The sequence below is a fragment of the Burkholderia sp. BKH01 genome, from assembly GCF_025685725.1.
In the GTDB taxonomy this organism is placed as follows: domain Bacteria; phylum Pseudomonadota; class Gammaproteobacteria; order Burkholderiales; family Burkholderiaceae; genus Burkholderia; species Burkholderia pyrrocinia_C.
The window spans coordinates 459,679-480,984 of sequence record NZ_JAOTQT010000003.1 but is presented as its reverse complement, the minus strand read 5'-3'; the positions used below and the strand labels follow the sequence as shown (position 1 = coordinate 480,984).

At 66.9% G+C, this 21,306-nt stretch carries 22 protein-coding genes and 1 pseudogene; 16 read left to right on the top strand and 7 right to left on the bottom strand.

Going from position 1 to position 21,306, the window contains the following annotated elements; genetic code table 11:
* Nucleotides 1-88 precede the first annotated feature (88 nt).
* Nucleotides 89-1,255, bottom strand: a complete 1,167-nt coding sequence (locus OEJ37_RS07850) for a mandelate racemase/muconate lactonizing enzyme family protein (protein WP_174420684.1) — start codon at nt 1,253-1,255, stop codon at nt 89-91.
* A gap of 129 nt (nt 1,256-1,384) precedes the next feature.
* Between OEJ37_RS07850 and OEJ37_RS07845 the strand changes: the two genes are divergently transcribed.
* Together OEJ37_RS07845 and OEJ37_RS07840 are read left to right on the top strand one after the other, a co-directional pair.
* Entirely contained in the window at nt 1,385-2,344 is a 960-nt protein-coding gene (locus tag OEJ37_RS07845) for a LysR family transcriptional regulator (protein ID WP_263343832.1), read from the top strand.
* A gap of 239 nt (nt 2,345-2,583) precedes the next feature.
* Nucleotides 2,584-3,963 carry an FAD-containing oxidoreductase gene (locus tag OEJ37_RS07840; RefSeq protein WP_263343830.1) on the top strand — a complete coding sequence of 460 codons (1,380 nt, stop codon included), beginning with the start codon at nt 2,584-2,586 and terminating at the stop codon, nt 3,961-3,963.
* A gap of 61 nt (nt 3,964-4,024) precedes the next feature.
* Here OEJ37_RS07840 and OEJ37_RS07835 read toward each other — a convergent pair whose 3' ends face one another.
* Together OEJ37_RS07835 and OEJ37_RS07830 are read right to left on the bottom strand one after the other, a co-directional pair.
* Nucleotides 4,025-4,186 (bottom strand): hypothetical protein, encoded by a 162-nt coding sequence (locus OEJ37_RS07835; RefSeq protein WP_263343829.1) that lies wholly within the window; start codon nt 4,184-4,186, stop codon nt 4,025-4,027.
* A 27-nt stretch (nt 4,187-4,213) separates the two neighbouring features.
* Nucleotides 4,214-5,107 carry an SDR family oxidoreductase gene (locus tag OEJ37_RS07830; protein ID WP_174420688.1) on the bottom strand — a complete coding sequence of 298 codons (894 nt, stop codon included), beginning with the start codon at nt 5,105-5,107 and terminating at the stop codon, nt 4,214-4,216.
* Between the two features lie 95 nt (nt 5,108-5,202).
* Between OEJ37_RS07830 and OEJ37_RS07825 the strand changes: the two genes are divergently transcribed.
* The 6 genes and pseudogenes from OEJ37_RS07825 (at nt 5,203) to OEJ37_RS07800 (ending at nt 9,964) form a co-directional block, all read left to right on the top strand.
* Nucleotides 5,203-6,060, top strand: a complete 858-nt coding sequence (locus tag OEJ37_RS07825; protein WP_263343828.1) for a helix-turn-helix transcriptional regulator — start codon at nt 5,203-5,205, stop codon at nt 6,058-6,060.
* Nucleotides 6,061-6,253: 193 nt separating this feature from the next.
* A complete protein-coding gene (locus OEJ37_RS07820; protein ID WP_263343827.1) occupies nt 6,254-7,483 on the top strand; it encodes a cyanate transporter in 1,230 nt (409 codons plus the stop codon).
* Nucleotides 7,484-7,596: 113 nt separating this feature from the next.
* Nucleotides 7,597-7,788, top strand: a pseudogene (locus OEJ37_RS07815) (transporter substrate-binding domain-containing protein); the annotation flags it as partial.
* Between the two features lie 379 nt (nt 7,789-8,167).
* Complete coding sequence (locus OEJ37_RS07810) at nt 8,168-8,548, top strand: DUF2946 domain-containing protein (protein WP_263343825.1); 381 nt, start codon at nt 8,168-8,170, stop codon at nt 8,546-8,548.
* Nucleotides 8,549-8,651: 103 nt separating this feature from the next.
* Nucleotides 8,652-9,587, top strand: a complete 936-nt coding sequence (locus OEJ37_RS07805) for a hypothetical protein (protein WP_263343823.1) — start codon at nt 8,652-8,654, stop codon at nt 9,585-9,587.
* Between the two features lie 2 nt (nt 9,588-9,589).
* Nucleotides 9,590-9,964 (top strand): copper resistance protein CopC, encoded by a 375-nt coding sequence (locus tag OEJ37_RS07800; protein ID WP_175917506.1) that lies wholly within the window; start codon nt 9,590-9,592, stop codon nt 9,962-9,964.
* Nucleotides 9,965-10,112: 148 nt separating this feature from the next.
* On the opposite strand, the gene OEJ37_RS07795 is transcribed toward OEJ37_RS07800, so the two are convergent.
* Complete coding sequence (locus OEJ37_RS07795) at nt 10,113-11,462, bottom strand: NAD(P)/FAD-dependent oxidoreductase (protein WP_208459170.1); 1,350 nt, start codon at nt 11,460-11,462, stop codon at nt 10,113-10,115.
* 354 nt (nt 11,463-11,816) lie between these two features.
* Between OEJ37_RS07795 and OEJ37_RS07790 the strand changes: the two genes are divergently transcribed.
* Nucleotides 11,817-12,275, top strand: a complete 459-nt coding sequence (locus tag OEJ37_RS07790; protein WP_175917505.1) for a hypothetical protein — start codon at nt 11,817-11,819, stop codon at nt 12,273-12,275.
* Between the two features lie 163 nt (nt 12,276-12,438).
* Here OEJ37_RS07790 and OEJ37_RS07785 read toward each other — a convergent pair whose 3' ends face one another.
* The 3 genes from OEJ37_RS07785 to OEJ37_RS07775 all read right to left on the bottom strand — a co-directional run bounded on the left by OEJ37_RS07785 (nt 12,439) and on the right by OEJ37_RS07775 (nt 14,143).
* Nucleotides 12,439-12,822: a hypothetical protein gene (locus OEJ37_RS07785; RefSeq protein ID WP_152856625.1), complete on the bottom strand. Its 384-nt coding sequence runs from the start codon at nt 12,820-12,822 to the stop codon at nt 12,439-12,441.
* A gap of 30 nt (nt 12,823-12,852) precedes the next feature.
* Nucleotides 12,853-13,101 carry a hypothetical protein gene (locus OEJ37_RS07780; protein WP_263343822.1) on the bottom strand — a complete coding sequence of 83 codons (249 nt, stop codon included), beginning with the start codon at nt 13,099-13,101 and terminating at the stop codon, nt 12,853-12,855.
* Between the two features lie 151 nt (nt 13,102-13,252).
* Nucleotides 13,253-14,143 carry an IclR family transcriptional regulator gene (locus OEJ37_RS07775; protein ID WP_174420695.1) on the bottom strand — a complete coding sequence of 297 codons (891 nt, stop codon included), beginning with the start codon at nt 14,141-14,143 and terminating at the stop codon, nt 13,253-13,255.
* 294 nt (nt 14,144-14,437) lie between these two features.
* Between OEJ37_RS07775 and OEJ37_RS07770 the strand changes: the two genes are divergently transcribed.
* Genes OEJ37_RS07770 through OEJ37_RS07740 form a run of 7 tightly spaced genes read left to right on the top strand, consistent with a single transcriptional unit; the run spans nt 14,438 to nt 21,253 of the window.
* On the top strand, nt 14,438-15,520 hold the full coding sequence (locus OEJ37_RS07770) for an ABC transporter ATP-binding protein (protein WP_175917504.1): 1,083 nt from the start codon (nt 14,438-14,440) through the stop codon (nt 15,518-15,520).
* A complete protein-coding gene (locus tag OEJ37_RS07765) occupies nt 15,521-16,498 on the top strand; it encodes an ABC transporter permease (RefSeq protein ID WP_174420697.1) in 978 nt (325 codons plus the stop codon).
* Nucleotides 16,495-17,289: an ABC transporter permease gene (locus tag OEJ37_RS07760; protein WP_072442145.1), complete on the top strand. Its 795-nt coding sequence runs from the start codon at nt 16,495-16,497 to the stop codon at nt 17,287-17,289. The genes OEJ37_RS07765 and OEJ37_RS07760 overlap by 4 nt, the downstream gene beginning before the upstream one ends.
* On the top strand, nt 17,289-17,636 hold the full coding sequence (locus OEJ37_RS07755) for a (2Fe-2S)-binding protein (RefSeq protein ID WP_175917502.1): 348 nt from the start codon (nt 17,289-17,291) through the stop codon (nt 17,634-17,636). The genes OEJ37_RS07760 and OEJ37_RS07755 overlap by 1 nt, the downstream gene beginning before the upstream one ends.
* Entirely contained in the window at nt 17,633-19,066 is a 1,434-nt protein-coding gene (locus OEJ37_RS07750; protein WP_175917501.1) for an NAD(P)/FAD-dependent oxidoreductase, read from the top strand. The genes OEJ37_RS07755 and OEJ37_RS07750 overlap by 4 nt, the downstream gene beginning before the upstream one ends.
* Nucleotides 19,059-20,210 (top strand): NAD(P)/FAD-dependent oxidoreductase, encoded by a 1,152-nt coding sequence (locus tag OEJ37_RS07745; protein WP_175917500.1) that lies wholly within the window; start codon nt 19,059-19,061, stop codon nt 20,208-20,210. The genes OEJ37_RS07750 and OEJ37_RS07745 overlap by 8 nt, the downstream gene beginning before the upstream one ends.
* Nucleotides 20,207-21,253, top strand: coding sequence for an ABC transporter substrate-binding protein (locus tag OEJ37_RS07740; RefSeq protein WP_174420701.1), 1,047 nt, complete (start codon nt 20,207-20,209; stop codon nt 21,251-21,253). Before OEJ37_RS07745 ends, OEJ37_RS07740 begins: the two co-directional genes overlap by 4 nt.
* Nucleotides 21,254-21,306: the final 53 nt, after the last annotated feature.

The following is a 21,306-nucleotide window of genomic DNA, read 5'->3' as shown; positions in this document are numbered from 1 at the left end:
GTGAACGCCGACGCCGATCTCGCCTGCCCGACTATTTGTTATGTGATGCGGTGCGCCGCGAGCGTCCGGCGCACCGTGCCGATGCGGCTTATGCGGACAGCTTCTGCATTTCCGCGAACAGGTCGGCCTTGCCTTCGAAGCCGATGCCCGGCAGGTCCGGCATCGTGATGAAGCCGTTGTCGACCTTCACGCCATCGGGGAAGCCGCCGTACGGCTGGAACAGATCGGGGTACGACTCGTTGCCGCCAAGGCCGAGGCCGGCCGCGATGTTCAGCGACATCTGGTGACCGCCGTGCGGAATGCAGCGGCTCGGCGACCAGCCGTGCTGGCGCAGCATGTCGAGCGTGCGCAGATACTCGACGAGACCGTAGCTCAGCGCGCAGTCGAATTGCAGCCAGTCGCGATCCGCGCGCATGCCGCCGTAGCGGATCAGGTTGCGGGCGTCCTGCATCGAGAACAGGTCCTCGCCCGTCGCCATCGGCTTGTCGTAGTAATTGCGCAGCGTCGCCTGGAGTTCGAAGTCGAGCGGATCGCCCGGTTCCTCGTACCAGAATAGGTCGTATTGCGAGAGCGCCTTCGCGTACCGGATCGCGGTGTCGAGATCGAAGCGGCCGTTCGCGTCGACCGCGAGTTTCTGGCCATCGCCGAGCACGCTGAGGATCGAGTCGATGCGGCGCAGGTCTTCATCGAGCGACGCGCCGCCGATCTTCTTCTTCACGACCGTGTATCCGCGGTCGATGTAGCTGCGCATCTCGTCCTTGAGCTTCTCGTGATCCTGGCCCGGATAGTAGTAGCCGCCCGCCGCATAGACGAAGATCTTGCGGTTCGGCCGGCCGTCGCCGTAGCGGTCCGCCAGCAACTGGAACAGCGGCTTGCCTTCGATCTTGGCCACCGCGTCCCACACCGCCATGTCGATCGTGCCGATGGCGACCGAGCGTTCACCATGGCCGCCCGGTTTTTCGTTGGTGAACATCGTCGCCCAGATCTTGTGCGGGTCGACGTTGTCGCCAGCATCGTTGACGAGCGAGCCGGGATCGGCTTCGAGAATGCGCGGGATGAAGCGTTCGCGCATGAGCTTGCCCTGGCCATAGCGGCCGTTCGAATTGAAGCCATAGCCGACGACCGGCTTGCCGTCGCGGATCACGTCGGTAATCACGGCGACGAGGCTCAGCGTCATCTTGCTGAAGTCGATGTAGGCATTCCGGATCGGGGAACTGATCGGAACAGTTATTTCGCGAATCTCGACGATTCTCATGGTGGCGTCTCCTGGACTGACACGTTTGCTGGCGATCTCGATTGCACGCACGTTGCTGCAATGAGACGGAGCATAGTCCGCGGGGAACGACCTATAATTCACCTTAATTCATTTCATTTTTTACCAAAAGTGAGAACTGATTCGACATCCGACTTCGAGTTCTTCATCCAGCTCGCAAAACTGAAGAGCCTGTCGGGAGCAGCGCGGTCTCTCGGGATCACACCTCCCGCGGCGACCAAGCGGCTCGGCATCCTCGAGGACCGGTTCGGCAAGCGGCTGGTCAACCGGACGACCCGCAGCGTGAGCCTGACACCGGAAGGCGAGATGTATGCGCGGTACGCCACGCAGATTCTCGATCAGGTGCGGGAGATGGAGGACGCGATCGCCGGGACGCCGTCGGACCCGCACGGACGGCTGCGCATCAATGCGACGCTTGGCTTCGGGCGCACGACCATCGCGCCGCTGGTGTCTGAATTCGCGAAGCGCTATCCCAACGTCGATGTCCAGTTCGTGGTTACCGATCGCCCGGTCGACCTGGTCGAAGGTGGGTTCGACCTGGCCATCCGGTTCGGCGAGTTGCCGGACCAGCGCTTGCGGGCTCGGCGCCTGATGAGCAATGGCCGGTTTCTGTGCGCGTCGCCGAAGTATCTCGAGCGAAACGGCGTCCCGCAGCGCAAGGAAGATCTGGCCCATCACCGCTGCATCATCCACACGCAGAACGACGATGCATTCGGCGTCTGGCGATTCATGCAGGACGATCATCTGGAGGCGTTGAAGGTTAGCGGCTCGCTCTCCAGCAATGACGGCGACATCGTGCTGCGTTGGGCGCTGGACGGTCACGGCATCCTGATCCGCTCCGAGTGGGATCTCGCCAAATACATCCAGAGCGGGCGACTTCGCCTCGTGCTGCCCGACGTCGTCCTGCCCTCCGCGGACCTGTTCGTCTACTACCCGGGGCAACGCAACGAGTCGACTCGTGCCCGCGCGTTCATCGACTTTCTCGTCAAGCACTTCGAGGCGCCGTTTGTTCCGGTCGACGTGCGCAACGCGGCACCGGAGCGGAAGAGAACCGGTCGATCGAAACCCTGACGCCACGCTGCCCCGGAAGGTCGATGCAGGGACGCATCATGGGGATTCGCATCGCCCGGGACCGGAAGCCGCAGTACTGCTTCCCGGGTGAGCGCTGGTCCACATCAGCCGAATCGCGTCAACTCGCGATGGCCCGCCAACAGGTCTACCATAGACGCTCGTCGCCCTTCGGACGACCGCCGGCACCGCATACGCCTGCACCGGCCCCTTCCCTCGTTGCACCCGCGCAGGAGGACGTCATGACGCAACACTTCGATGCGATCGTCATCGGCACCGGGCAAGCCGGCCCGCCGCTCGCCGCGCGGCTGTCCGCCGCCGGGATGAAAGTCGCGATCGTCGAACGCGGCCGTTTCGGCGGCACCTGCGTGAACACCGGCTGCATCCCCACCAAGACGCTGATCGCGAGCGCGTACGCCGCGCAGCTCGCGCGGCGCGCCGCAGAATACGGCGTGTCGGTCGGCGGCCCCGTCACCGTCGACATGAAAGCCGTGAAGGCGCGCAAGGACCAGATCTCCGGCCGCTCGAACCACGGCGTCGAACAATGGGTGCGCGGCCTCGCGAACACGACCGTGTTTCAGGGCCATGCCCGATTCGAGCGCGCCGACGCGGTGCGCGTGGGCGACGAACTGCTCGAAGCGGAACGCATCTTCATCAACGTCGGCGGACGCGCGCAGGTGCCGCCGATGCCGGGCCTCGACTCGGTGCCGTTCCTGACCAACTCGACGATGATGGACGTCGACTTCCTGCCCGAGCATCTCGTGATCGTCGGCGGCAGCTACGTCGGGCTCGAATTCGGCCAGATGTATCGCCGCTTCGGGTCGAAGGTCACGATCATCGAGAAGGGCTCGCGCCTGATTCGCCGCGAGGACGACGACGTGTCGCAGGCCGTGCGCGAGATCCTTGAAAACGAAGGGATCGACGTGCAGCTCGACGCGAACTGCCTGAGCGCGCGACGCGACGGCAACGGCATCGCGGTCGGCCTCGACTGCGCGGGCGGCGGCCGCGAGGTCGCGGGCTCGCACCTGCTGCTCGCGGTCGGGCGCGTGCCGAACACCGACGATCTCGGACTCGACCGTGCGGGTGTCGAGACAGACGCGCGCGGCTATATCGGCGTCGACGAGCAGTTGCGCACGAACGTGCCCGGCATCTGGGCGCTCGGCGACTGCAACGGGCGCGGCGCGTTTACGCACACGGCATACAACGACTACGAGATCGTCGCCGCCAACCTGCTCGATGCCGATCCGCGCAAGGTGTCCGACCGCATCACGGCGTACGCGATGTATATCGATCCGCCGCTCGGCCGCGTCGGCATGACGCTCGCGGAAGCGAAGCAGACGGGCCGCAGGCTGCTCGTCGGCATGCGCCCGATGACGCGCGTCGGCCGCGCGGTCGAAAAAGGCGAAAGCCAGGGTTTCATGAAGGTGATCGTCGACGCGGACAGCCACGCGATCCTCGGTGCGTCGATCCTCGGCGTGACGGGCGACGAGGTCGTGCACGGGATGCTCGACGTGATGGCCGCCGGCGCGCCGTACACGACGATCAGCCGCGCGATGCACATCCACCCGACCGTGTCGGAACTCGTGCCGACGCTGCTGCAGGATCTGCATCCGGTCGAATGACGCGCGGCGCCAAAGGGCCGGCTGCGCTTCGATATCGCGGCCGCGCTCGCGAAGACGATCGTCATTCCGGCGCGGCCCGACTCTCGGCGGCGCTGTCGCAGTTCGAGTTCGTGATCGGCGCAAGCGACCGGCCGGCCGCGCCGATCGGTGAAGGCATCGAAAGCGTCGTGCGGAAAGGCACGCTGAAGGATTCGGGCATGGCCGCGCGCACGGTCGGCGCCATGCCGATGGTCACGTGCGCACCGCCTGCTCAGCTTTCGAAATACCGCGGCCGGTCGATGTCGGCAATCAGCCCCGGCTGCTTCGGGGCCCAGTCGAGCCATGCACGCGTATGCTCGCTGGTTGCGGGCGCATCCATCCCCGCGAACATCGCGAACCAGCCGAAGTGCTCGCCGGCTTCCGCCGCCGATTTCGCGACGACCGGCACGTTCAGCCGGCGGCCGATCACCGCCGCGATCTCGCGGAACGGCACCCCCGTATCGTCGACCGCGTGATAGCGCGCACCGGCCGCGCCGCGTTCGATCGCGAGCCGGTACACGCGTGCCGCGTCGAGCCGGTGCACGGCCGGCCAGCGATTGCCGCCATCGCCGATAAAGGCCGATGCACCCTTCTCCCGCGCGACCGCGATCAGGTGCGGCACGAACGCGTGATCGCCGTCGCCGTGCACGGACGGCGGCAGGCGCACGACCGACGCATGCACGCCGCGCGCTTCCAACGCAGCCGCGGTGGCTTCGGATACACGCGGATAGGTCGGCGACGCCGGCACGTGCGGATCGTCCTCGGTCGCCGCGCGGCCGGGCGCGACGAGCGCGAGGCCCGACGTGACGACGAGCGGCCGCGCCGAGCCCGCGAGCACCGCACCGATTGTCTCGATCGCACGGCGGTCGAGTTCGCAGTTCTGCGCGAAGCGCGAGAAGTCGTGATTGAATCCCGTGTGGATCACGGCATCGGCGGCTTCGGCGCCGCGCGTCAGGCTGTCGAGATCCTCCAGCGATCCGCGATGGACATCGGCGCCTGCGGCTGCAACCGACGCGGCGGCCGCATCGGACCGTGCAAGCCCGAGTACCGAATGGCCGGCGGCAATGAGTTCGGCAACGACGGCGGAGCCGACGAATCCCGATGCTCCAGTGACAAAAACACGCATGTTCAGCACCTCCGGATGGAATGGAGGATTACTATCCGTCGACGGCCGCTCGCGATGAAGACGTGACGGTTTACCGGTAAACGAACTAACAGGCTATGGCAGACGCACCCGACAACCTGCTCGGCGCGTACCTTCGGGATCGCCGCGAGAAACTCGACCCGGCCACGCTCGGCCTGCCCGTCACACGCCGCCGCACGCCGGGCCTGCGGCGCGAGGAAGTCGCGCAGCGCGCGCACGTGAGCGCCGCGTGGTACACGTGGCTCGAACAGGGGCGCGGCGGCGCACCGTCGGCCGACGTGCTGGACCGGCTCGCCCGCGCGCTGCTGCTGAACGAAGCGGAACGCGAGCACCTGTTCCTGATCGGCGTCGGCCATCCGCCCGAAGTGCGCTACCACGCGACCGACAGCGTGACGCCGCGCCTGCAGCACGTGCTCGATTCGCTCGAAGCGAGCCCCGCGATCGTGCGTTCGGCGACATGGGACGTCGTTGCATGGAATGACGCGGCGGCCGCGACGCTGACCGACTATGCAACGCTGCCGCCGGAGCGGCGCAACATCCTGCGGCTGATCTTCGTCGATCAGCGCGTGCGCGATGCGCAGTCGAACTGGAAACAGGTCGCGCGGTTTGCGGTGGGCGCGTTTCGCGCCGACGTCGCGCGCGGCGGTGCGACGCAAACCGTGCAGGCCTTCGTCGACGAGATGCGTGCAACGAGTGCCGAGTTCGACGCACTGTGGCGCGATCACGATATCCGCGCGAACGAGGAAGGCACCAAGGAGATCCGTCATCCGGCCGTCGGGCGAATCGCGCTCGAATACTCGGCGTTCGCGGTAAACGGCCGGCCCGACCTGACGCTCGTGATTTTCACGCCGGAGACGGCCGCCGATCGTGCGCGTATCCGGACGCTGGTCGCGGCGCGCGAAAAAGCCGGCACGGAACACGCATCGGCCGCGTAACGACGCCTCCGCCGAAGCGCACGCCAACGGCCGGTCCCGCGCGGCCGCGTCCATGCGTCCCCGCCATCCCGCGTCGTCCCATCGCAATTCGCACTGGTTCCCAGTCGAATATTTAATTTTCACCTGGCGTGGTGCGCGCTTACCCTTTCGGCATCGCATCTCAGGGCCACCGGCCCCTCCCTGGAGCATCCCGATGACCGACCCCGGCACCGCGCAAGCCGTACACCGCCCGCACGCGGCTTCCGTCTCCTATGGCGCGCTCGCGTTGCTGGTGCTGGCCGGCCTCAACCTGCGTCCGTTCCTGACCGCGTTCGGCCCCGTGCTCGACGTCGTGCGCGCCGACACGGGCCTCGGCTTTCGCGCGGCCGCGCTGCTGACCACGCTGCCGTTCGTGCTGATGGGTGTCATCGCCGGGGTCGGCGTCGGGCTCGCGCGGCGCTTCGGCGAGCAGCGCGCGCTGGCCGCCGCGCTGGCGCTGATCGCGGCCGGCTGCACGGCACGCCTGTGGACCGGCGGCAGCGCGGGCCTGATCGCGACCGCGATCGTCGCGGGTGCCGGCGTCGCCGTCGTCCAGGCGCTCGTGCCGGGCCTCGCGAAACGCTGGTTCGTCGACCGGCTGCCGCTCGCGATGGGCCTCTATTCGGCCGCGCTGGTCGGCGGCGGCGCATTCGGCGCGGTCGCGGCGCCGTGGCTCGCCGCGCACGGCGGCTGGCATCTCGCGCTCGCCGTGTGGGCCGTGCCCGCGCTCGTCACGCTCGCGCTATGGCGCGCGAAAGCGCCAAGCGACAACGTGCACGCGACGGCCGTGTCGGCGCCGATCACCGCGTTCGCACGCATTCCGCGCGCGTGGCAGCTCGCGCTGTTCTTCGGCCTCAGCAACAGCGGCTACGCGAGCCTCGTCGCATGGCTGCCCGCGTTCTATCGCAGCGTCGGCATGAGCGCGCAGGCGAGCGGCAACCTGCTCGCGTGGATGGCGCTGTTCCAGGCGATCGGCGCACTCGCGATGCCGATGTTCGCGAAACGTTCGCCCGATCGCCGCAACGTGCTGTGGCTCACGCTCGCGCTGCAAGCGGCCGGTTTCGCCGGGTTCGCGACGCTGCCCGCGTTCGCGCCGTGGCTCTGGGTCGCGAGCGTCGGCGTCGGTCTCGGCGGCTTCTTCTCGATGAGCCTGATCGTCACGCTCGACCACCTGCCCGACGCGCGGCTCGCGGGTGCGCTCGCGGCCTTCGTGCAGGGTGTCGGCTTCCTGACCGTAGCGGCGAGCCCCTGGCTGATCGGCTGGCTGCGCGACGCGGGCGGCGGCTTCGAGACCGCGTGGTGGATGCATATCGCGGTGATCGTGGCGATGGCCGCGCTGAACGCCTCGTTTTCACCCGCCGGCTACCGGCACAGCATGGCGCGCATCACCGGCGCCGTTCACTGAACCGCATTCCCTGATCGTCCAGCCGCCCGCGCATGGCCAGGCGCGGGCAGTCACGCCCATCGGCCGCTGGTTCGCTTCACGACAAACAACATCAATCGGTATTGGAGACAGAAATGAAAAAGCGCGTACTGGCCGTCGCGCTCGCGCTGACGGCAGGCGCCGCCGCCGCGAAAGACCCGGCGGTGCTGCGTCTCGGCGTCGATCCCAGCTACGCGCCGTTCGAATCGCTCGCACCCGACGGCAAGCTCGTCGGCTTCGACATCGATCTCGGCAACGCGATCTGCGAACGGATGAAGGTGCGCTGCGCACGCAGATCCACCAGGCGCTTGCGAGCCTGATTCAGGATGGGACGTACCAGCGGATCGCGAAGAAGTACTTCTCGTTCGATATCCATAACTGACGAGGTGGCCGGCGGCAGCCGGCGGAACACGCGACGCCTCCACTTCCTTTCCGGCAACCGGGTCGTCGATGCAGGAAGTGCTTCGCGGATTGCCACAGTTGTCGCTTGAATACTTCAAGCCGAAGGTCGCAGGCTGCAAGAGCAGACGCCGACGAATAGTCCGAACACGCGCGAAGCACCTCCCGATGCCCACACATAAGTAGGGAACTTCCCCATCCGGACCGTCCGGTGCCTATGCCATACTCCCCGCAACGTGCCGACGAGCGTGCGATTCCACCGAAATCATGTCAGCCCTGTTTCGCAGGAGGATAGGCAGCATCCTGGGATTGCTTGCAATCCTGATGGCGACGCTCGCGCCAACGATATCGCAAAGCCTTTCGTCCGAGCGGCAGTTCGACGCCTTATCCGGGGCGTTCTGTACCGCGCAGAACGGCGCGGACGTTGCGGGCCCCGACCACGCGTCGTTGCCCGAGAAGGCGGGCCACTGGCAGGCATGCGCATACTGCGGGCTGCTTGCCGACATGCCCGCGTTGCTGGGCGGGACCTCGGGATTCGTGCCGACGGATTGGCCGATTCATTCCACGTCGGCACCGGCGTTCCAGACACCTCACAGCGTTTTCCACTTCGCTGCGGCCCAGCCGCGTGCGCCCCCGTTTTCATCCTGATCGAGTCAGCCAGACGGCGATGCAGCGTCACTGCATCGCCATGTGCTCGCGCGTCTTTTGACAGGCTCGCGAGCACATCAGCGCCTCTCACAAGGATCGAATCATGCGCACCATCATTCCTGCACGCGGCAGTATGCCGATGCTTGCGGCCCTCATTGCTCCGGCGACCGTCGCCGTCCCGCTTCTGTTTCCATCGCTTGCATCGGCGCATGCGATCGCCGGCAATCGGGTTTTCCCGGCGACGATGGCGGTCGACGACCCCGGTGTCGGCGACGAAATCAATCTCGAATTCGGCCACGTCAAATCGCTGACCGACGATGGCGACGAGCAGAACACCAACACGACGTCGCTCGAGTGGGACAAACTGATCACGCCCAGTGTCGCCCTTTCGGTGGTGGGAACCTACGTCAACGTCAACGCGCCGAATGGCGGTTCGGCCCGCGGATTCGACAACTTCGCGATCGGTGTCAAATACCGCTTCTACGTCAACGAAAAGCACGAGTTCATGGCCTCCGTTGGCGCGATCGCGGAACTGGGCGGCACCGGAGCGAGGTCGATCGCCGATCCGCACTCGGCGATCACGCCGACGCTATACGTCGGCAAGGGATTCGGCGATTTGCCGGATAGCCTGAAGTATCTGAAGCCGCTCGCGATCACCGGGACCATCGGTCCGCGCCTGACGACGAACAACGCCGACCCGGATTCGTTGAGCTGGGGCGTCACCGTGCAATACAGCCTGCCGTATCTGCAGAATTTCGTGCAGGACGTGGGACTCAAGGCACCGTTCAGCAACCTGATACCGGTCGTCGAGTTGCCGATGAGCACCTGTACAGGCGGCCCCTGTTCGGGACATACGACCGGCAGCATCAATCCCGGCCTGCTCTGGCTCAACCGATGGGGCCAGTTTGGCGCCGAAGCGGTCATTCCGGTCAACCATGCAAGCGGAAAGGGCGTTGGCGTCCTGTTCCAGGCACACCTGTTCCTGGACGACGTGATGCCCCACTCGCTTGGCAAGCCATTTTTCGGCAAAGGGGAATAGCCATGCCGGCACTCAAGCGACTTCGTCACGGCTTGCGCGCAACAGCCCTCGCGACAGGTATCTCGATCGCGTCGATGGCATTCGCGCATGTGTTTCCGCACCATCAGTCACCGTCGGCGGGAGCCGAAGTGGCGGCGCCGGCAAGCGTGGCGATCGAGTTCGACGGACCGCTCGAACCCGCGTTCAGTTCGCTGAACGTCAGCAATTCGAACGGTAACCAGGTGAATACCGCCAAGGCCGAAGTCGATCCGAACGACAGGAAATCGATACATGTTGCGCTGCCGACGTTGCCGCCCGACACGTACACGGTGCATTGGGTCGCAGTCGCGTCGGACGGACATCGCACACACGGCGACTATTCGTTCAAGGTGAAGTAACGGGCCTGGCGACGGTCGATGCTTCGATCGTGGGTTGTGTCGGACGTCGCCTGACGACCTGTTGCAGTGCGTCGCCGATGCTTTCGGCAATGTCCGATCTGCAATCGGCAAGCGGTCGCTGCCGGGCGGGGCCGGGTATCCGGTCCGATCAGCTTCCAGTCGCGGGCGTCTCCGGCAGCGCAATCTCGACTCCACGGCGGTGCAGTGCCGAGAGCACGTGATACACGGCCTTGAAGCACATCACCGGCAGTGCCGCGCGCCAGCTCCCCCGGAGATTTCCCGCCAGCAGATTGACGATGCCGTCTCGCATCCACAGGCGATTGGACGGTGCCATGAAAAGCGTACGCATGACCGGATCGTTCACTCGATAGATCAGCCAACTGATCCGATCCATTGCCGCTGACAGTTCCCGGTTGGCTGCTTGCGCAAGCTTCTTTCCGCGTACCGGATCGTCGAGCCACACGTGGGCGGCCTGCGCGCCGAGCTCGCCGCCAGTCATCGCCATCAATACGCCTGTCGAGAACATCGGATCGACGAATCCGTAGGCATCGCCGATCATCAGAAAACCGTTACCGGTGCCCTCGCTGGCGCGATAGCTGTAATTGGCCGTGCTGTAGACGTCCGATACGCGCTGTGCGCCTTGCGTGCGAGCCGCGACGGTCGGGCTCGAAGCGATACGCTCGGTCAGCAGATCGGTCGGCGTTCCGTTGCGCCCTTTCCATGCCGATTGATCGCCGACAAAGCCGATGCTCATCGTGTGATCGGGTAACGGGATCAGCCAGAACCAGCCATCCTCCGCAAGATGAATGCTGATGTAGCCCGCGAGTTCGCCTTCACGACGCTCCACGCCAGTGAAATGCGCATAAACGGCCGCCGTGTTGTTGTATTTGTTCGAAGTCTTGACCTTCATCCGCGACGCGAGAAACGTATCGCGGCCCGAAGCGTCGAGCACGTAGCGCGGATGCCATTCGCGGGTGCCGCCCGATTCGTCCTGCGCGGACACGACGTGACGCCCGCCGGCATCGTCCAGCTTGATTGTCGTGACACGAGTACGCTCGACACACTCTGCCCCGCACGCGGCGGCGTGTCTGAACAACAACGCATCGAGGTCCGCACGCCGTACTTGCCACGCGTGCGTACGGTCCCGATTCAGTGCGTTTTCGAACGGAAACGCGCAACTGCGACCCGTACGGTCCGAGACGAACTCTGCACCCGGTTTATGGACACCGATCTCTCGTACCTGCTCCAGAACACCGAGCCGCTCGAATATGTCGAGGTTGCGTGGCAGCAGGCTTTCGCCGATATGGAAGCGCGGATGGGCTTCCTTCTCCACGAGCACGACGTCGCGTCCTTTCATCTTCAGGAAGGCCGCTGCCGTCGCACCAGCGGGCCCGCCACCGATAATCAGCACGTCGGGCCGGCTCGAATCGCGTTTCGATGAGTTCATTGCGCTGGCTTCCAAAAATGGCGTATTCATGTACCAAAGCAAAAATGCCATGGCTGATGTCGGGAAGCATCGTGCTGTTGGAAGGTGCTTGACTGTCTGACGCGCGAAATCCGCCGGAGGGGCCCACGGGGATTCGGTGGCCCGACTCGGCAATTCTTGTTCCTGGCCGACGCAGTTGCAAGCAGTCCGACAGGTTCCCGACGGCGTGCCCGGACCGATAGTACTATGCATGGCCACCACGACAACCCGGTGCAAAAGCAGACCGAACGCGATGCCGATGTCCCGCGACACGCAAATGCCACACATGGCGCAAGTGCGTGTAGATTAGAACGTCGTTGCGACCTGCCACCGTGTCTTCGAATCGGTCGCCATCCGAGTCAGTCATGAAGTTGCACTGGAGCCGGCATGAACACGAAGCACAGCAAGAAAGGGCATCTGGAAGCCGCGGCGTCGCACCACGAGCAGGCCGCGCGATATCACCGTGAGGCGTCGCGGCATTTCGAGGACGGCAAGGACTTTGCCCACGCAGCCCATCAGGCGATGATGGCTCACGGTCACACGTTGCATGCGATCGATCAGGCACACGACGCCGGCGCGCACGGTGCCAATACGCCCTCGACAACACCTCCATCGACCGGCTCGGCCGCAAGTGCCGCGGACGTCGCAAAACTTCATGCGGCGGCCGTCGAGCTTCACACGCAAGCGGCACAGCACATGCGCCACGCGGTCAAGCTCTTCGAGCAGGATCGCAGCGCGGCCACCCACGACGCCCAGCTGGCGCTCGCCCTTGCGCTGCGCGCTTTGTCCCATGGCAACGAAGCAGCCAGACTATTCGTCAAGCTCGCTGTCAGTGGTGCTGCGTGAATCGAGGTCAGTGACCTCTTGTTCGACGAAGTATTCGGTGTGACGCGGCACCCGTTTGCGCATGCCGCACAGCACCGGGCTGTCGCGCGGACCCACGGTCGTGGGCCTCCCGTACCGATCCGCGCATGGCCAGGTATCGCGCAATCCAGCGTGCCGCTCGCGTCTAGGCCGTTTGTCCCAGCAGCTCCGTTGCGAACGACTTTGCGTGCGCGACGGCCGCTTGCGGGTCCGGGAACACGCCGAGCTGCTCCCAATGCTCTTCGGCCGCGTACGTTCCTTTCACACCGAGTGCCCGCTGAACGCGCAATTGCGCTGCGTATCTGCCATCCTCCAATGGTCGGGCCGTCGCGATGACCTTGTGCGGAAGGTCGGATCTTTCCGGCTGAACCAACTCGACAGGACCGCCTGGCGCACCGATATCCTTCAACTCGTTCCTCGCATTGCAGTCCGGGCAGTAGAAGCACCACCCGTCGTCCTCTTGCCTGGACCTGACCTGCCCGCGAGCCAGCACGGCACGACATTCAACGTTTTCGCAGATGAACGGCATAGCAGTCTCCGGAGTAGTTTGGAAGAAATCCTAGCATGTCCGCCGACGGGCAACCATCGGCAATGTCGCGTTGCCCGACGCTGACGAAACCCTCGCGCGCGAACCGCCGCCGGCACAGCGACCGATCGGATCAATAGTGACTGCGCCCCACAGCGTCGTCGGCTCGTCGAGCAGATGACGCAACCCGCCGCGTTCGATCATGAGTTCCGCGACTTCGTTCACACGCTCGAGAATCGCATCCTCATCGAACGACAGCACGCGTCCACCGACCATCGTCATGCACACATCCGCCGCATTCGCGAAACACGTCACGCGATACACGAGCATGTTCATCGGCATCATGTGCGGCCGGAACAGGTCGACGAGAAGACGCGAATGGCTCGCGTAAGCAAGCTGACGAAACGGCAACGCGCGGCGACGCGCAACTCCGTTATACGGTTTTCCCGGATAGCCCGTGCATCGGCCGCCGCAGCGCGGCGTCGAACGGGTTGGTGCGCGGCCCGATCGCGTCGGCCTGGCGCCGCAGCAGTTCGACGATCATCGGCATCCGGTCGTCACCGAGGCGCGACGCGAGCGTGCCGACGCTCAGCGCGCCGACCGGGTACCCGGTGCGATCGAGGATCGGCACCGCGACGCCGGCCATCCCGTCGAGCACGCCGCTGTTGCGGCCCGCATAGCCGAGCTGCCGCACACGTTCGATCTCGGTGCGCAGGTACACCTCGTCGAGCACGCCGTAGCCGCGAATGCGCGGCACGTTGAAGCGGATCACTTCCTCGCGTTCGGCTTCGGGCAGGAACGCGAGGATCGCGAGGCTGCCCTGCCCGACGCCGAGCGCGATGCGCCCGCCAATGTCGCCGGTAAACGAGCGGATCGGGAACGGCCCTTCGCACAGGTCGAGACACACCGCGTCGAAGCCGCTCTTCACGAGCAGGAAGATCGTCTCGCCGAGGCTCGCGCACAGCCGTAGCAGCGCGGGGCGGCACAGCGTGCGCATGCTGCTCGGGTTGCCGGCCAGCGCGGCGAGCGCGAAGAAATCGACGCTCAGCCGGTACAGCTTCGACTGCTCGTCCTGCTCGACCATCCCTTCGGCGATCAGCGATTGCAGGATCCGGTGCGCGGTGCCCTGCGTGAGGCCGACGGCCTTCGCGAGATGCGTGACGCGCACGCCGTCCTGCTGCATGCCGGCCAGCGCACGCAGGATCGCGAACGCGCGCTGCAGCATGCCGGTGCCCGGCGCGCCGGCCGGATCGGCGTCCTCGTCGGCGCCGGGAGCGCGCGCGACTGGCGTGCCGGGCATTCCGGACGAAAGGGGTTCCTGCATGCCGGCTCTCCTCGATGATTTCATTGAACGGAATACGTTAGCCGCCATTGTCGTCCGGCCGAAATTCCGCGGGCATCCGGGTGTGTACGGGATTGACGCGTACGTTTCGCGGCCCGGCCACCCTTCATTCATCGGAACGATTTGCGCGCGATACGTCGATCCGTTCCGTTCAACGGAATTTTTTCGAAATTCATCCCGTTCAGCAGAATTCGAAATTGACGCTCCGAAATATGGCTGGCTAGAGTCCGCGTCATCGGCGCACCGGCTACGCGGTGTGCGAACCCGGAGCTCCCCATGTCGTTTCTCACGCTTACGGATCTGACGAAAACCTTCGGCGAACTCACCGCCGTCGCCGACGTCAACCTGTCGGTCGAACAAGGCGAATTCGTGTCGCTGCTCGGGCCGTCGGGCTGCGGCAAGACCACGACGCTGCAGATGATCGCCGGCTTCGTCGACGTCACGCGCGGCCGCATCGCGCTCGACGGGCAGGACATCACGCACCTGAAGCCGAACCGCCGCGGGCTCGGCATCGTGTTCCAGAGCTATGCGCTGTTTCCGCACATGAGCGTCGCGGAGAACGTCGGCTTCGGCCTCGACATGCGCGGCGTCGACAAGGCCGAGCGCGCGGAACGCATCCGCGCGGCGCTCGCGCTCGTGCGCCTCGATACGCTCGCGCACCGCTTTCCGCGCGAGCTGTCGGGCGGCCAGCGGCAGCGCGTCGCGATCGCGCGCGCGGTCGTGATCGAGCCGCCGGTGCTGCTGCTCGACGAACCGATGTCGAACCTCGACGCGAAGCTGCGCGAGGACATGCAGTTCGAGTTGCGCGCGATCCAGCGCAAGATCGGCACGACGACGATCATGGTCACGCACGATCAATCGGAAGCGCTGTCGATCAGCGATCGCGTGGTCGTGATGGAAGCCGGCCGCGTCACGCAGATCGACACGCCGTATCAGGCCTACGAGCGCCCGGAGAACCGCTTCGTGTCGCAGTTCATCGGCAAGGCGAACCTGCTGCCGGGCACCGTGGTCGCGCACGACGGCGACGCGATCCGCATCGACCTCGGGCACGACCTCGCCGAAACCGGACGCACCGCGCACCTGCCGCCGCGCGAGCGCGACATGCGCGTCGGCGATGCGGTGTCGGTCTGCATCCGGCCCGAGAAGCTGCGGCTGTGCGCGCCCGATACCGGCCGCTTCGCCGCGACCGTCACGAGCCGCTTCTTCCTCGGCAGCCAGTGGCTGTACCGCGTCGACAGCGCGCTCGGCGAAGTGCTCGTGTGCTGCCAGAACGAAGGCGCGGAGCCGCTCGCGGAAGGCGCACCGGTCGGCATCGACTGGCACAGCGACGCGGTGCGCGTGATGCGCCGGGAGGCCTGAATGCGACAGCCTTCCCGCCCGCTGCCCACCGACGGCGCGACGGCCGGCCTCGCTCGGTCCACGGCGCCCGATGCCGTACCGGCGCGCGCCGCCACCGGGCGCTCGATGCGCGCAACGTGGCGCGCGCATGCGCCGCTGTGGCTGATGTGCGCACCCGCGTTCGTGCTGTTCGCCGCGCTCGTGCTCGTGCCGCTCGCGATGACGTTCGTGCTGACGTTCTACCGCTACGACCCGGCCACCGGGCCGATCGCCGCGCTCCAGTTCGGCAACTACGCGGAAGTGCTCGGCTCGTCGTACTTCCACACGATCTTCGCGCGCACGTTCGGCATTGCCGCACTGACGACCGCGATCTGCGTCGCGATCGGCACGCCGGAAGCGTACGTGCTGTCGAAGATGCGCGACCCGTGGCGCTCGCTGTTCCTGCTCGCGATCCTCGCGCCGCTGCTCGTGTCGGTCGTCGTGCGCGCGTTCGGCTGGAGCATGCTGCTGAACACGAGCGGGCTCGTGAATCAGGCGCTCGGGCTCGTCGGTCTCGGACCCTACAAGCTCGAATACACGACCTTCGCGATCGTGATCGCGCTGGTGCACGTGATGCTGCCGTTCATGGTGATTCCGGTGTGGACCGCGCTGCAGCGCCTCGATCCGCAAACCGAGCACGCGGCGCTGTCGCTCGGCGCATCGCCGTTCACGACGCTGCGCCGCATCGTGCTGCCGCAGCTGATGCCCGGCGTGCTGTCGGGCAGCCTGATGGTGTTCGGGCTGTCGGCGAGCGCGTTCGCGATTCCCGGCCTGCTCGGCGGACGCCGGCTCAAGGTTGCAGCCACGGCCGTCTACGACGAATTCCTCGGCTCGCTGAACTGGCCGCTCGGCGCGACGATCGCGGTGCTGCTGCTGGTCGCGAACCTCGTCGTGATGCTCACCTACTACCGCGTGCTCGAACGCCGCTACGCACGCAGCCTCGGAGGCGCATCCCGATGAGAAAGAACGGCCCCTTCGCCCTCGCGTTCCACACGCTCGTGATGCTGTTCGTGCTCGCGCCGCTCGCGATCGTCGTGCTGGTCGCGTTCACGCCCGACGAAACGCTGACGCTGCCGACCCACGGGCTGTCGCTGCGCTGGTTCCGCGCGATCCTCGACTATCCCGACTTCGTCACCGCGTTCTTCAACAGCCTGAAGCTCGCGTTCGCGTCGGCGACGCTGTCGCTCGCGATCGGTTTGCCGGCGGGCCTTGCGATCGGCCGCGCGGCGTTTCCCGGCCGCGCGTTCCTGAACGGGCTGCTGCTGTCGCCGCTCGTGATCCCCGGCCTCGTGCTCGGCATCGCGCTGCTGCGCTTCTTCGCGCTGATCGGCGCGACCGGCTCGTTCGCGTGGCTCGTGCTCGCGCACATGATCGTCATCACGCCGTTCGTGATGCGGCTCGTGCTCGCGTCCGTCGCGGGCCTCGACCGCAGCATCGAGCAGGCCGCGTGCTCGCTCGGCGCGGACCCGTGGACGACGTTCCGCCGCATCACGCTGCCGATGATCGTGCCCGGCATCACCGGCGGCTGGCTGCTCGCGTTCATCAACAGCTTCGACGAGCTGACGATGTCGATCTTCGTCACGTCGCCGCAGACGGTCACGCTGCCCGTGCGCATGTACATGTACGCGACCGAGTCGATCGACCCGATGATGGCGTCGGTGTCGGCGCTCGTCATCTTCATCACCGCCGGCGCGATGCTGCTGCTCGATCGCGTGTACGGCCTGAACCGCATCCTGATCGGCCAACACTGATGTCGACTCCCGTTTCCCGTTCCCAAAACGACCCGGCCGACGGCGCGCAGTTCGTGCGCGTCGCCGAGCGCGAGCGCGCCGTCGTCGAGTTCACGCTCGATGGCCGCCTCGCGCACGCGCTCGCCGGCGACACCGTGCTCACCGCGATCCTCGTCGCGCAGCGCCGCGTGCGCGTCAGCGAATTCAGTGGCCAACAGCGCGCGGGCTTCTGCCTGATCGGTGCGTGCCAGGACTGCTGGGTGCGCACCGAGGCCGGCGCGCGCGTGCGCGCGTGCTCGACGCCGATCGTCGAAGGCATGCGGATTCTCACCGCCGTTCAACCGGCCGCGACCGGAGACACGCAATGAACGCCGCACTGCAACCGGTGATCGTCGGCGCGGGGCCGGCCGGCGTGCGCGCGGCCGAGGCGCTGGTCGACGCGGGGCTGCGCCCCGTCGTGATCGACGAGAACGCGCGCTGGGGCGGGCAGATCTATCGTCAACCGCCGGCCGACGGCGGCTTCGCGCGCGGCAAAAGCGCGCTGTACGGATTCGAAGCCGCGAAGGCCGATGCCGTGCACCGGACGATGGCCGCGCTGCTGCCGCACGTCGACTACCGGCCGAACACGCTCGCGTGGGCATGCGGCGCGGGCCGCGTCGATACGCTGCAGGACGGGCGAGAAATTACCGTGCCGTTCTCGCACCTGATCGTCGCAAGCGGCGCGACCGACCGCATGCTGCCCGTGCCGGGCTGGACGCTCGCAGGCGCCTATACGCTCGGCGGCGCGCAGGTCGCGTTGAAGGCGCAGGGCTGCGCGATCGGCCGGCGCATCGTGTTCGCGGGTACGGGGCCGTTGCTGTATCTCGTCGCGTACCAATATGCGAAGGCCGGCGCGCAGGTCGCGGCCGTGCTCGACACGAGCCCGCTGCGCCGCCAGGCCGCCGCCGCGCCCGCGCTGTTGCGCATGCCGTCGACCTTCGCGAAGGGGCTCTATTACATCGGCTGGCTGCGTGCGCATGGCGTGGCAATCGAAACGGGCGTCACGCTCGAGCGCGTGCTCGGCGATCAACATGTTACGGGGCTCGCGTGGCGCGCAGCCGGCGGCGATGCGCAGCCGCGCGTGCTCGATTGCGACGCGCTCGGCCTCGGCTTCGGTTTGCGTTCGGAAACGCAGCTTGCCGATCTCGCCGGCTGCCGGTTCGGTTTCGATCCGGTGAACCGCGCATGGCTGCCCGAGCGCGACACGGCCGGCCGCACGTCGGTGCGCGGCATTTACGTCGCGGGCGACGGTGCGGGCATCGCGGGCGCCGACGCGGCCGAAGCGTCGGGCCGGCGCGTGGCGCTTGCGTTGCTCGACGATGCGGGCATCGCGTCGCCATCGCCGTCCGGCAAACCTGATGCGGCGACACTCGAACGCACGCTCGCCCGCATTGGCGCATTCCGCGCGGGCCTCGAAGCGGCATTCGCGCCGCCCGTCGAGCAGGCCGCACGCTGCCCCGACGACACGATCGTGTGCCGCTGCGAGGAAATCGATGCGGGCACGCTGCGCCGCTGCATCCGTGGCGGCGCGGCGACCGAACTCAACCGGCTGAAAGCGCTGACGCGCGTCGGGATGGGCCGCTGCCAGGGCCGCATGTGCGGCGACGCAGCGGCGCTCGTGCTGGCCGCCGAAACCGGCCGGCCGCTCGCCGACGCCGGCCGGTTGCGCGCGCAACCACCCGTGAAGCCGTTCCCGATCTCGGCCGCGCTCGCGGGCGACGACGTCGCGGCGATTCCCGACGAGGCGCGCGATGAGTGAGAACCGGCACTACGACGTCGCGATCGTCGGCGGCGGCCTGGTCGGCGCATCGGCCGCGCTCGCGCTGACGCGGCGCGGCCTGCGTGTCGGGCTGTTCGAGCGGCGCGACTGCGGCGCGCAAGCGAGCGGTGTGAACTACGGCGGCGTGCGCTGCCAGGGCCGCCCGGCCGAGCAATTGCCGCTCGCGCTGCGCGCGCGGCGCATCTGGGATCGCCTGCCCGAGCAGATCGGCATCGATGGCGAATTCGTCGTGTCGGGCCACTTGCGGCTCGCGCGCAGCGACGCCGATCTCGATGCGCTCGACGCGTATGCCGCGCTTGCCGGCGAGCACGGCCTGCCGCTGCACGTGATGCGCGGCGACGCGTTCCGCCGTCGTTATCCGTGGCTCGGCCGCGCGGCGCTCGGCGGCTCGCTGTGCGAGACCGACGGCCATGCGAACCCGCGCCTCGTGTCGCCCGCGTTCGCGCGCGCGGCCCGCGCGGCGGGCGCGGACGTGTTCGAGCACACGCCCGTCGACGACGTTCATCACGACGGCACATGCTTCCACTTCCACGCAAGCGGTCGCGCATGCACCGCGACGTGGCTGATCAATTCGGCCGGCGCATGGGCGAACACGATCGCCGAGCGTTTCGGCGAAGCCGTGCCGATGGAGCCGATCTACCCGAACATGTGGGTGACCGAGCCGCTGCCGCCGTTCATCGCGCACAACCTCGGCGTGTACGGCGGCGGCGTGTACGCACGGCAGGTCGCGCGCGGCAATTGCGTGATCGGCGGCGGGCGCGGCCGCGGCGACGGCGAATTCGGCCAGCCGTCGGTCGATACGACGCGCGCGGTGATGCGCGACGCGTGCGCGCTGCTGCCCGCGCTGCGCGACGCGCTGCTGATCCGCACGTGGAGCGGCGTCGAAGGCTGCACGCCGGACCACAACCCGATCATCGGCGCGAGCCGCACGACACCGAACCTGCTGCATGCGTTCGGTTTTTCCGGCGGCGGATTCCTGCTCGCGCCGGGCGTCGGCGACGTGCTCGCCGATCTCGTCACGACCGGCGAAACCGCCACGCCACTCGATGCATTCTCGATCGGCCGCTTCTTCCGTCAAACGGCGCCGACCGCCCCTTTCCCCCAAGAGGAGACCTCTCGATGAAACTGCTCGGTACGATCGCGGCCACCACCGCACTCTGCATCGCGGGCGCCAGCGCCCCCGCGTTCGCGCAAACGAAGACGATCTACATCGGCATGAACGGCGGGCCGATGGAAAAGGCCTATACGAGCCAGGTGCTGCCCGACTTCGAGAAGGCGAACAACGTGAAGGTCGTCGTCGTGCCCGGCACGTCGTCGGACGTGCTCGCGAAGCTGCTTGCAAATCGCAACAAGCCGCAGATCCACGTCGCGTTCCTCGACGACGGCGTGATGGCGCGCGCGGTCAGCCTCGGCGTGTGCCAGAAACTCGACGATTCGCCGGTGTTGAAGGAGCTGTACCCGTTCGCGCGGATGAAGGACGACGTCGGCGCGGGCGTGCAGCTCGGGATGACCGGCATCGCGTACAACAAGAAGCTGTTCGCGGAGAAGGGCTGGGCGCCGCCGACGTCGTGGATGGATTTCGCCGATCCGAAATACAAGGGCAAGGTCGTGTTCCAGTCGGCGTCGAGCAGCACGTTCGGGCTGCACGGCTTCCTCGCGATCAACCGGCTGCTCGGCGGCAGCGAGCAGAACGTGGAGCCCGGCTTCAGCAAGTGGGCGAGCACGGTCGGGCCGAACGTCGTCGAGTACATCCCGAACTCCGCGAAGATCTCCGAGATGGTGCAGACCGGCGAGGCCGGCCTGTTCCCGCTCACGCCGACGGGTGTCGGCGACCTGCAGGACAAGGGCATTCCGGTCGCGTACGCGAACCCGAAGGAAGGCCCGGTGCTGCTGCTCGTCGACCTGTGCGTGGTCGCGAACAATCCCGATCCGCAGCTCGCGCAGAAGCTCGCGCAGTTCCTGCTGTCCGCGCCCGCGCAGACGAAGGCCGCCGAGGCCGGCAAGCAGATCCCGACCAACCGTCTCGCGAAGATGCCCGCCGGGATGCAGCAGAGCCTCGGCAATGTCGACGATCTGGTGCGCAAGGTGACGGTGGTCGACTGGGCCGCGATCAACGCGCGCCGCGCGCAGTGGGATACGCGCTGGAACCGCCAGATCGAGCGGTAACGGCGTGCCGGGCGCGGGCACGGCCGCGCGCCCGGCGCGACCATCATTTGCGG

What these genes read in the sequence shown, in the direction of transcription:
- OEJ37_RS07745 (WP_175917500.1), top strand. Translation starts at nt 19,059, where the DNA reads ATGAGTGAGAACCGGCACTACGACGTCGCGATCGTCGGCGGCGGCCTG.
- OEJ37_RS07835 (WP_263343829.1), bottom strand. Translation starts at nt 4,186, where the DNA reads ATGGCGCCGACCGTGCGCGCGGCCATGCCCGAATCCTTCAGCGTGCCT.
- OEJ37_RS07810 (WP_263343825.1), top strand. Translation starts at nt 8,168, where the DNA reads ATGTCAGCCCTGTTTCGCAGGAGGATAGGCAGCATCCTGGGATTGCTT.
- OEJ37_RS07780 (WP_263343822.1), bottom strand. Translation starts at nt 13,101, where the DNA reads ATGACGATGGTCGGTGGACGCGTGCTGTCGTTCGATGAGGATGCGATT.
- OEJ37_RS07830 (WP_174420688.1), bottom strand. Translation starts at nt 5,107, where the DNA reads ATGCGTGTTTTTGTCACTGGAGCATCGGGATTCGTCGGCTCCGCCGTC.
- OEJ37_RS07765 (WP_174420697.1), top strand. Translation starts at nt 15,521, where the DNA reads ATGCGACAGCCTTCCCGCCCGCTGCCCACCGACGGCGCGACGGCCGGC.
- OEJ37_RS07795 (WP_208459170.1), bottom strand. Translation starts at nt 11,462, where the DNA reads ATGGCATTTTTGCTTTGGTACATGAATACGCCATTTTTGGAAGCCAGC.
- OEJ37_RS07775 (WP_174420695.1), bottom strand. Translation starts at nt 14,143, where the DNA reads ATGCAGGAACCCCTTTCGTCCGGAATGCCCGGCACGCCAGTCGCGCGC.
- OEJ37_RS07820 (WP_263343827.1), top strand. Translation starts at nt 6,254, where the DNA reads ATGACCGACCCCGGCACCGCGCAAGCCGTACACCGCCCGCACGCGGCT.
- OEJ37_RS07800 (WP_175917506.1), top strand. Translation starts at nt 9,590, where the DNA reads ATGCCGGCACTCAAGCGACTTCGTCACGGCTTGCGCGCAACAGCCCTC.
- OEJ37_RS07825 (WP_263343828.1), top strand. Translation starts at nt 5,203, where the DNA reads ATGGCAGACGCACCCGACAACCTGCTCGGCGCGTACCTTCGGGATCGC.
- OEJ37_RS07805 (WP_263343823.1), top strand. Translation starts at nt 8,652, where the DNA reads ATGCGCACCATCATTCCTGCACGCGGCAGTATGCCGATGCTTGCGGCC.
- OEJ37_RS07770 (WP_175917504.1), top strand. Translation starts at nt 14,438, where the DNA reads ATGTCGTTTCTCACGCTTACGGATCTGACGAAAACCTTCGGCGAACTC.
- OEJ37_RS07750 (WP_175917501.1), top strand. Translation starts at nt 17,633, where the DNA reads ATGAACGCCGCACTGCAACCGGTGATCGTCGGCGCGGGGCCGGCCGGC.
- OEJ37_RS07840 (WP_263343830.1), top strand. Translation starts at nt 2,584, where the DNA reads ATGACGCAACACTTCGATGCGATCGTCATCGGCACCGGGCAAGCCGGC.
- OEJ37_RS07740 (WP_174420701.1), top strand. Translation starts at nt 20,207, where the DNA reads ATGAAACTGCTCGGTACGATCGCGGCCACCACCGCACTCTGCATCGCG.
- OEJ37_RS07785 (WP_152856625.1), bottom strand. Translation starts at nt 12,822, where the DNA reads ATGCCGTTCATCTGCGAAAACGTTGAATGTCGTGCCGTGCTGGCTCGC.
- OEJ37_RS07850 (WP_174420684.1), bottom strand. Translation starts at nt 1,255, where the DNA reads ATGAGAATCGTCGAGATTCGCGAAATAACTGTTCCGATCAGTTCCCCG.
- OEJ37_RS07790 (WP_175917505.1), top strand. Translation starts at nt 11,817, where the DNA reads ATGAACACGAAGCACAGCAAGAAAGGGCATCTGGAAGCCGCGGCGTCG.
- OEJ37_RS07755 (WP_175917502.1), top strand. Translation starts at nt 17,289, where the DNA reads ATGTCGACTCCCGTTTCCCGTTCCCAAAACGACCCGGCCGACGGCGCG.
- OEJ37_RS07760 (WP_072442145.1), top strand. Translation starts at nt 16,495, where the DNA reads ATGAGAAAGAACGGCCCCTTCGCCCTCGCGTTCCACACGCTCGTGATG.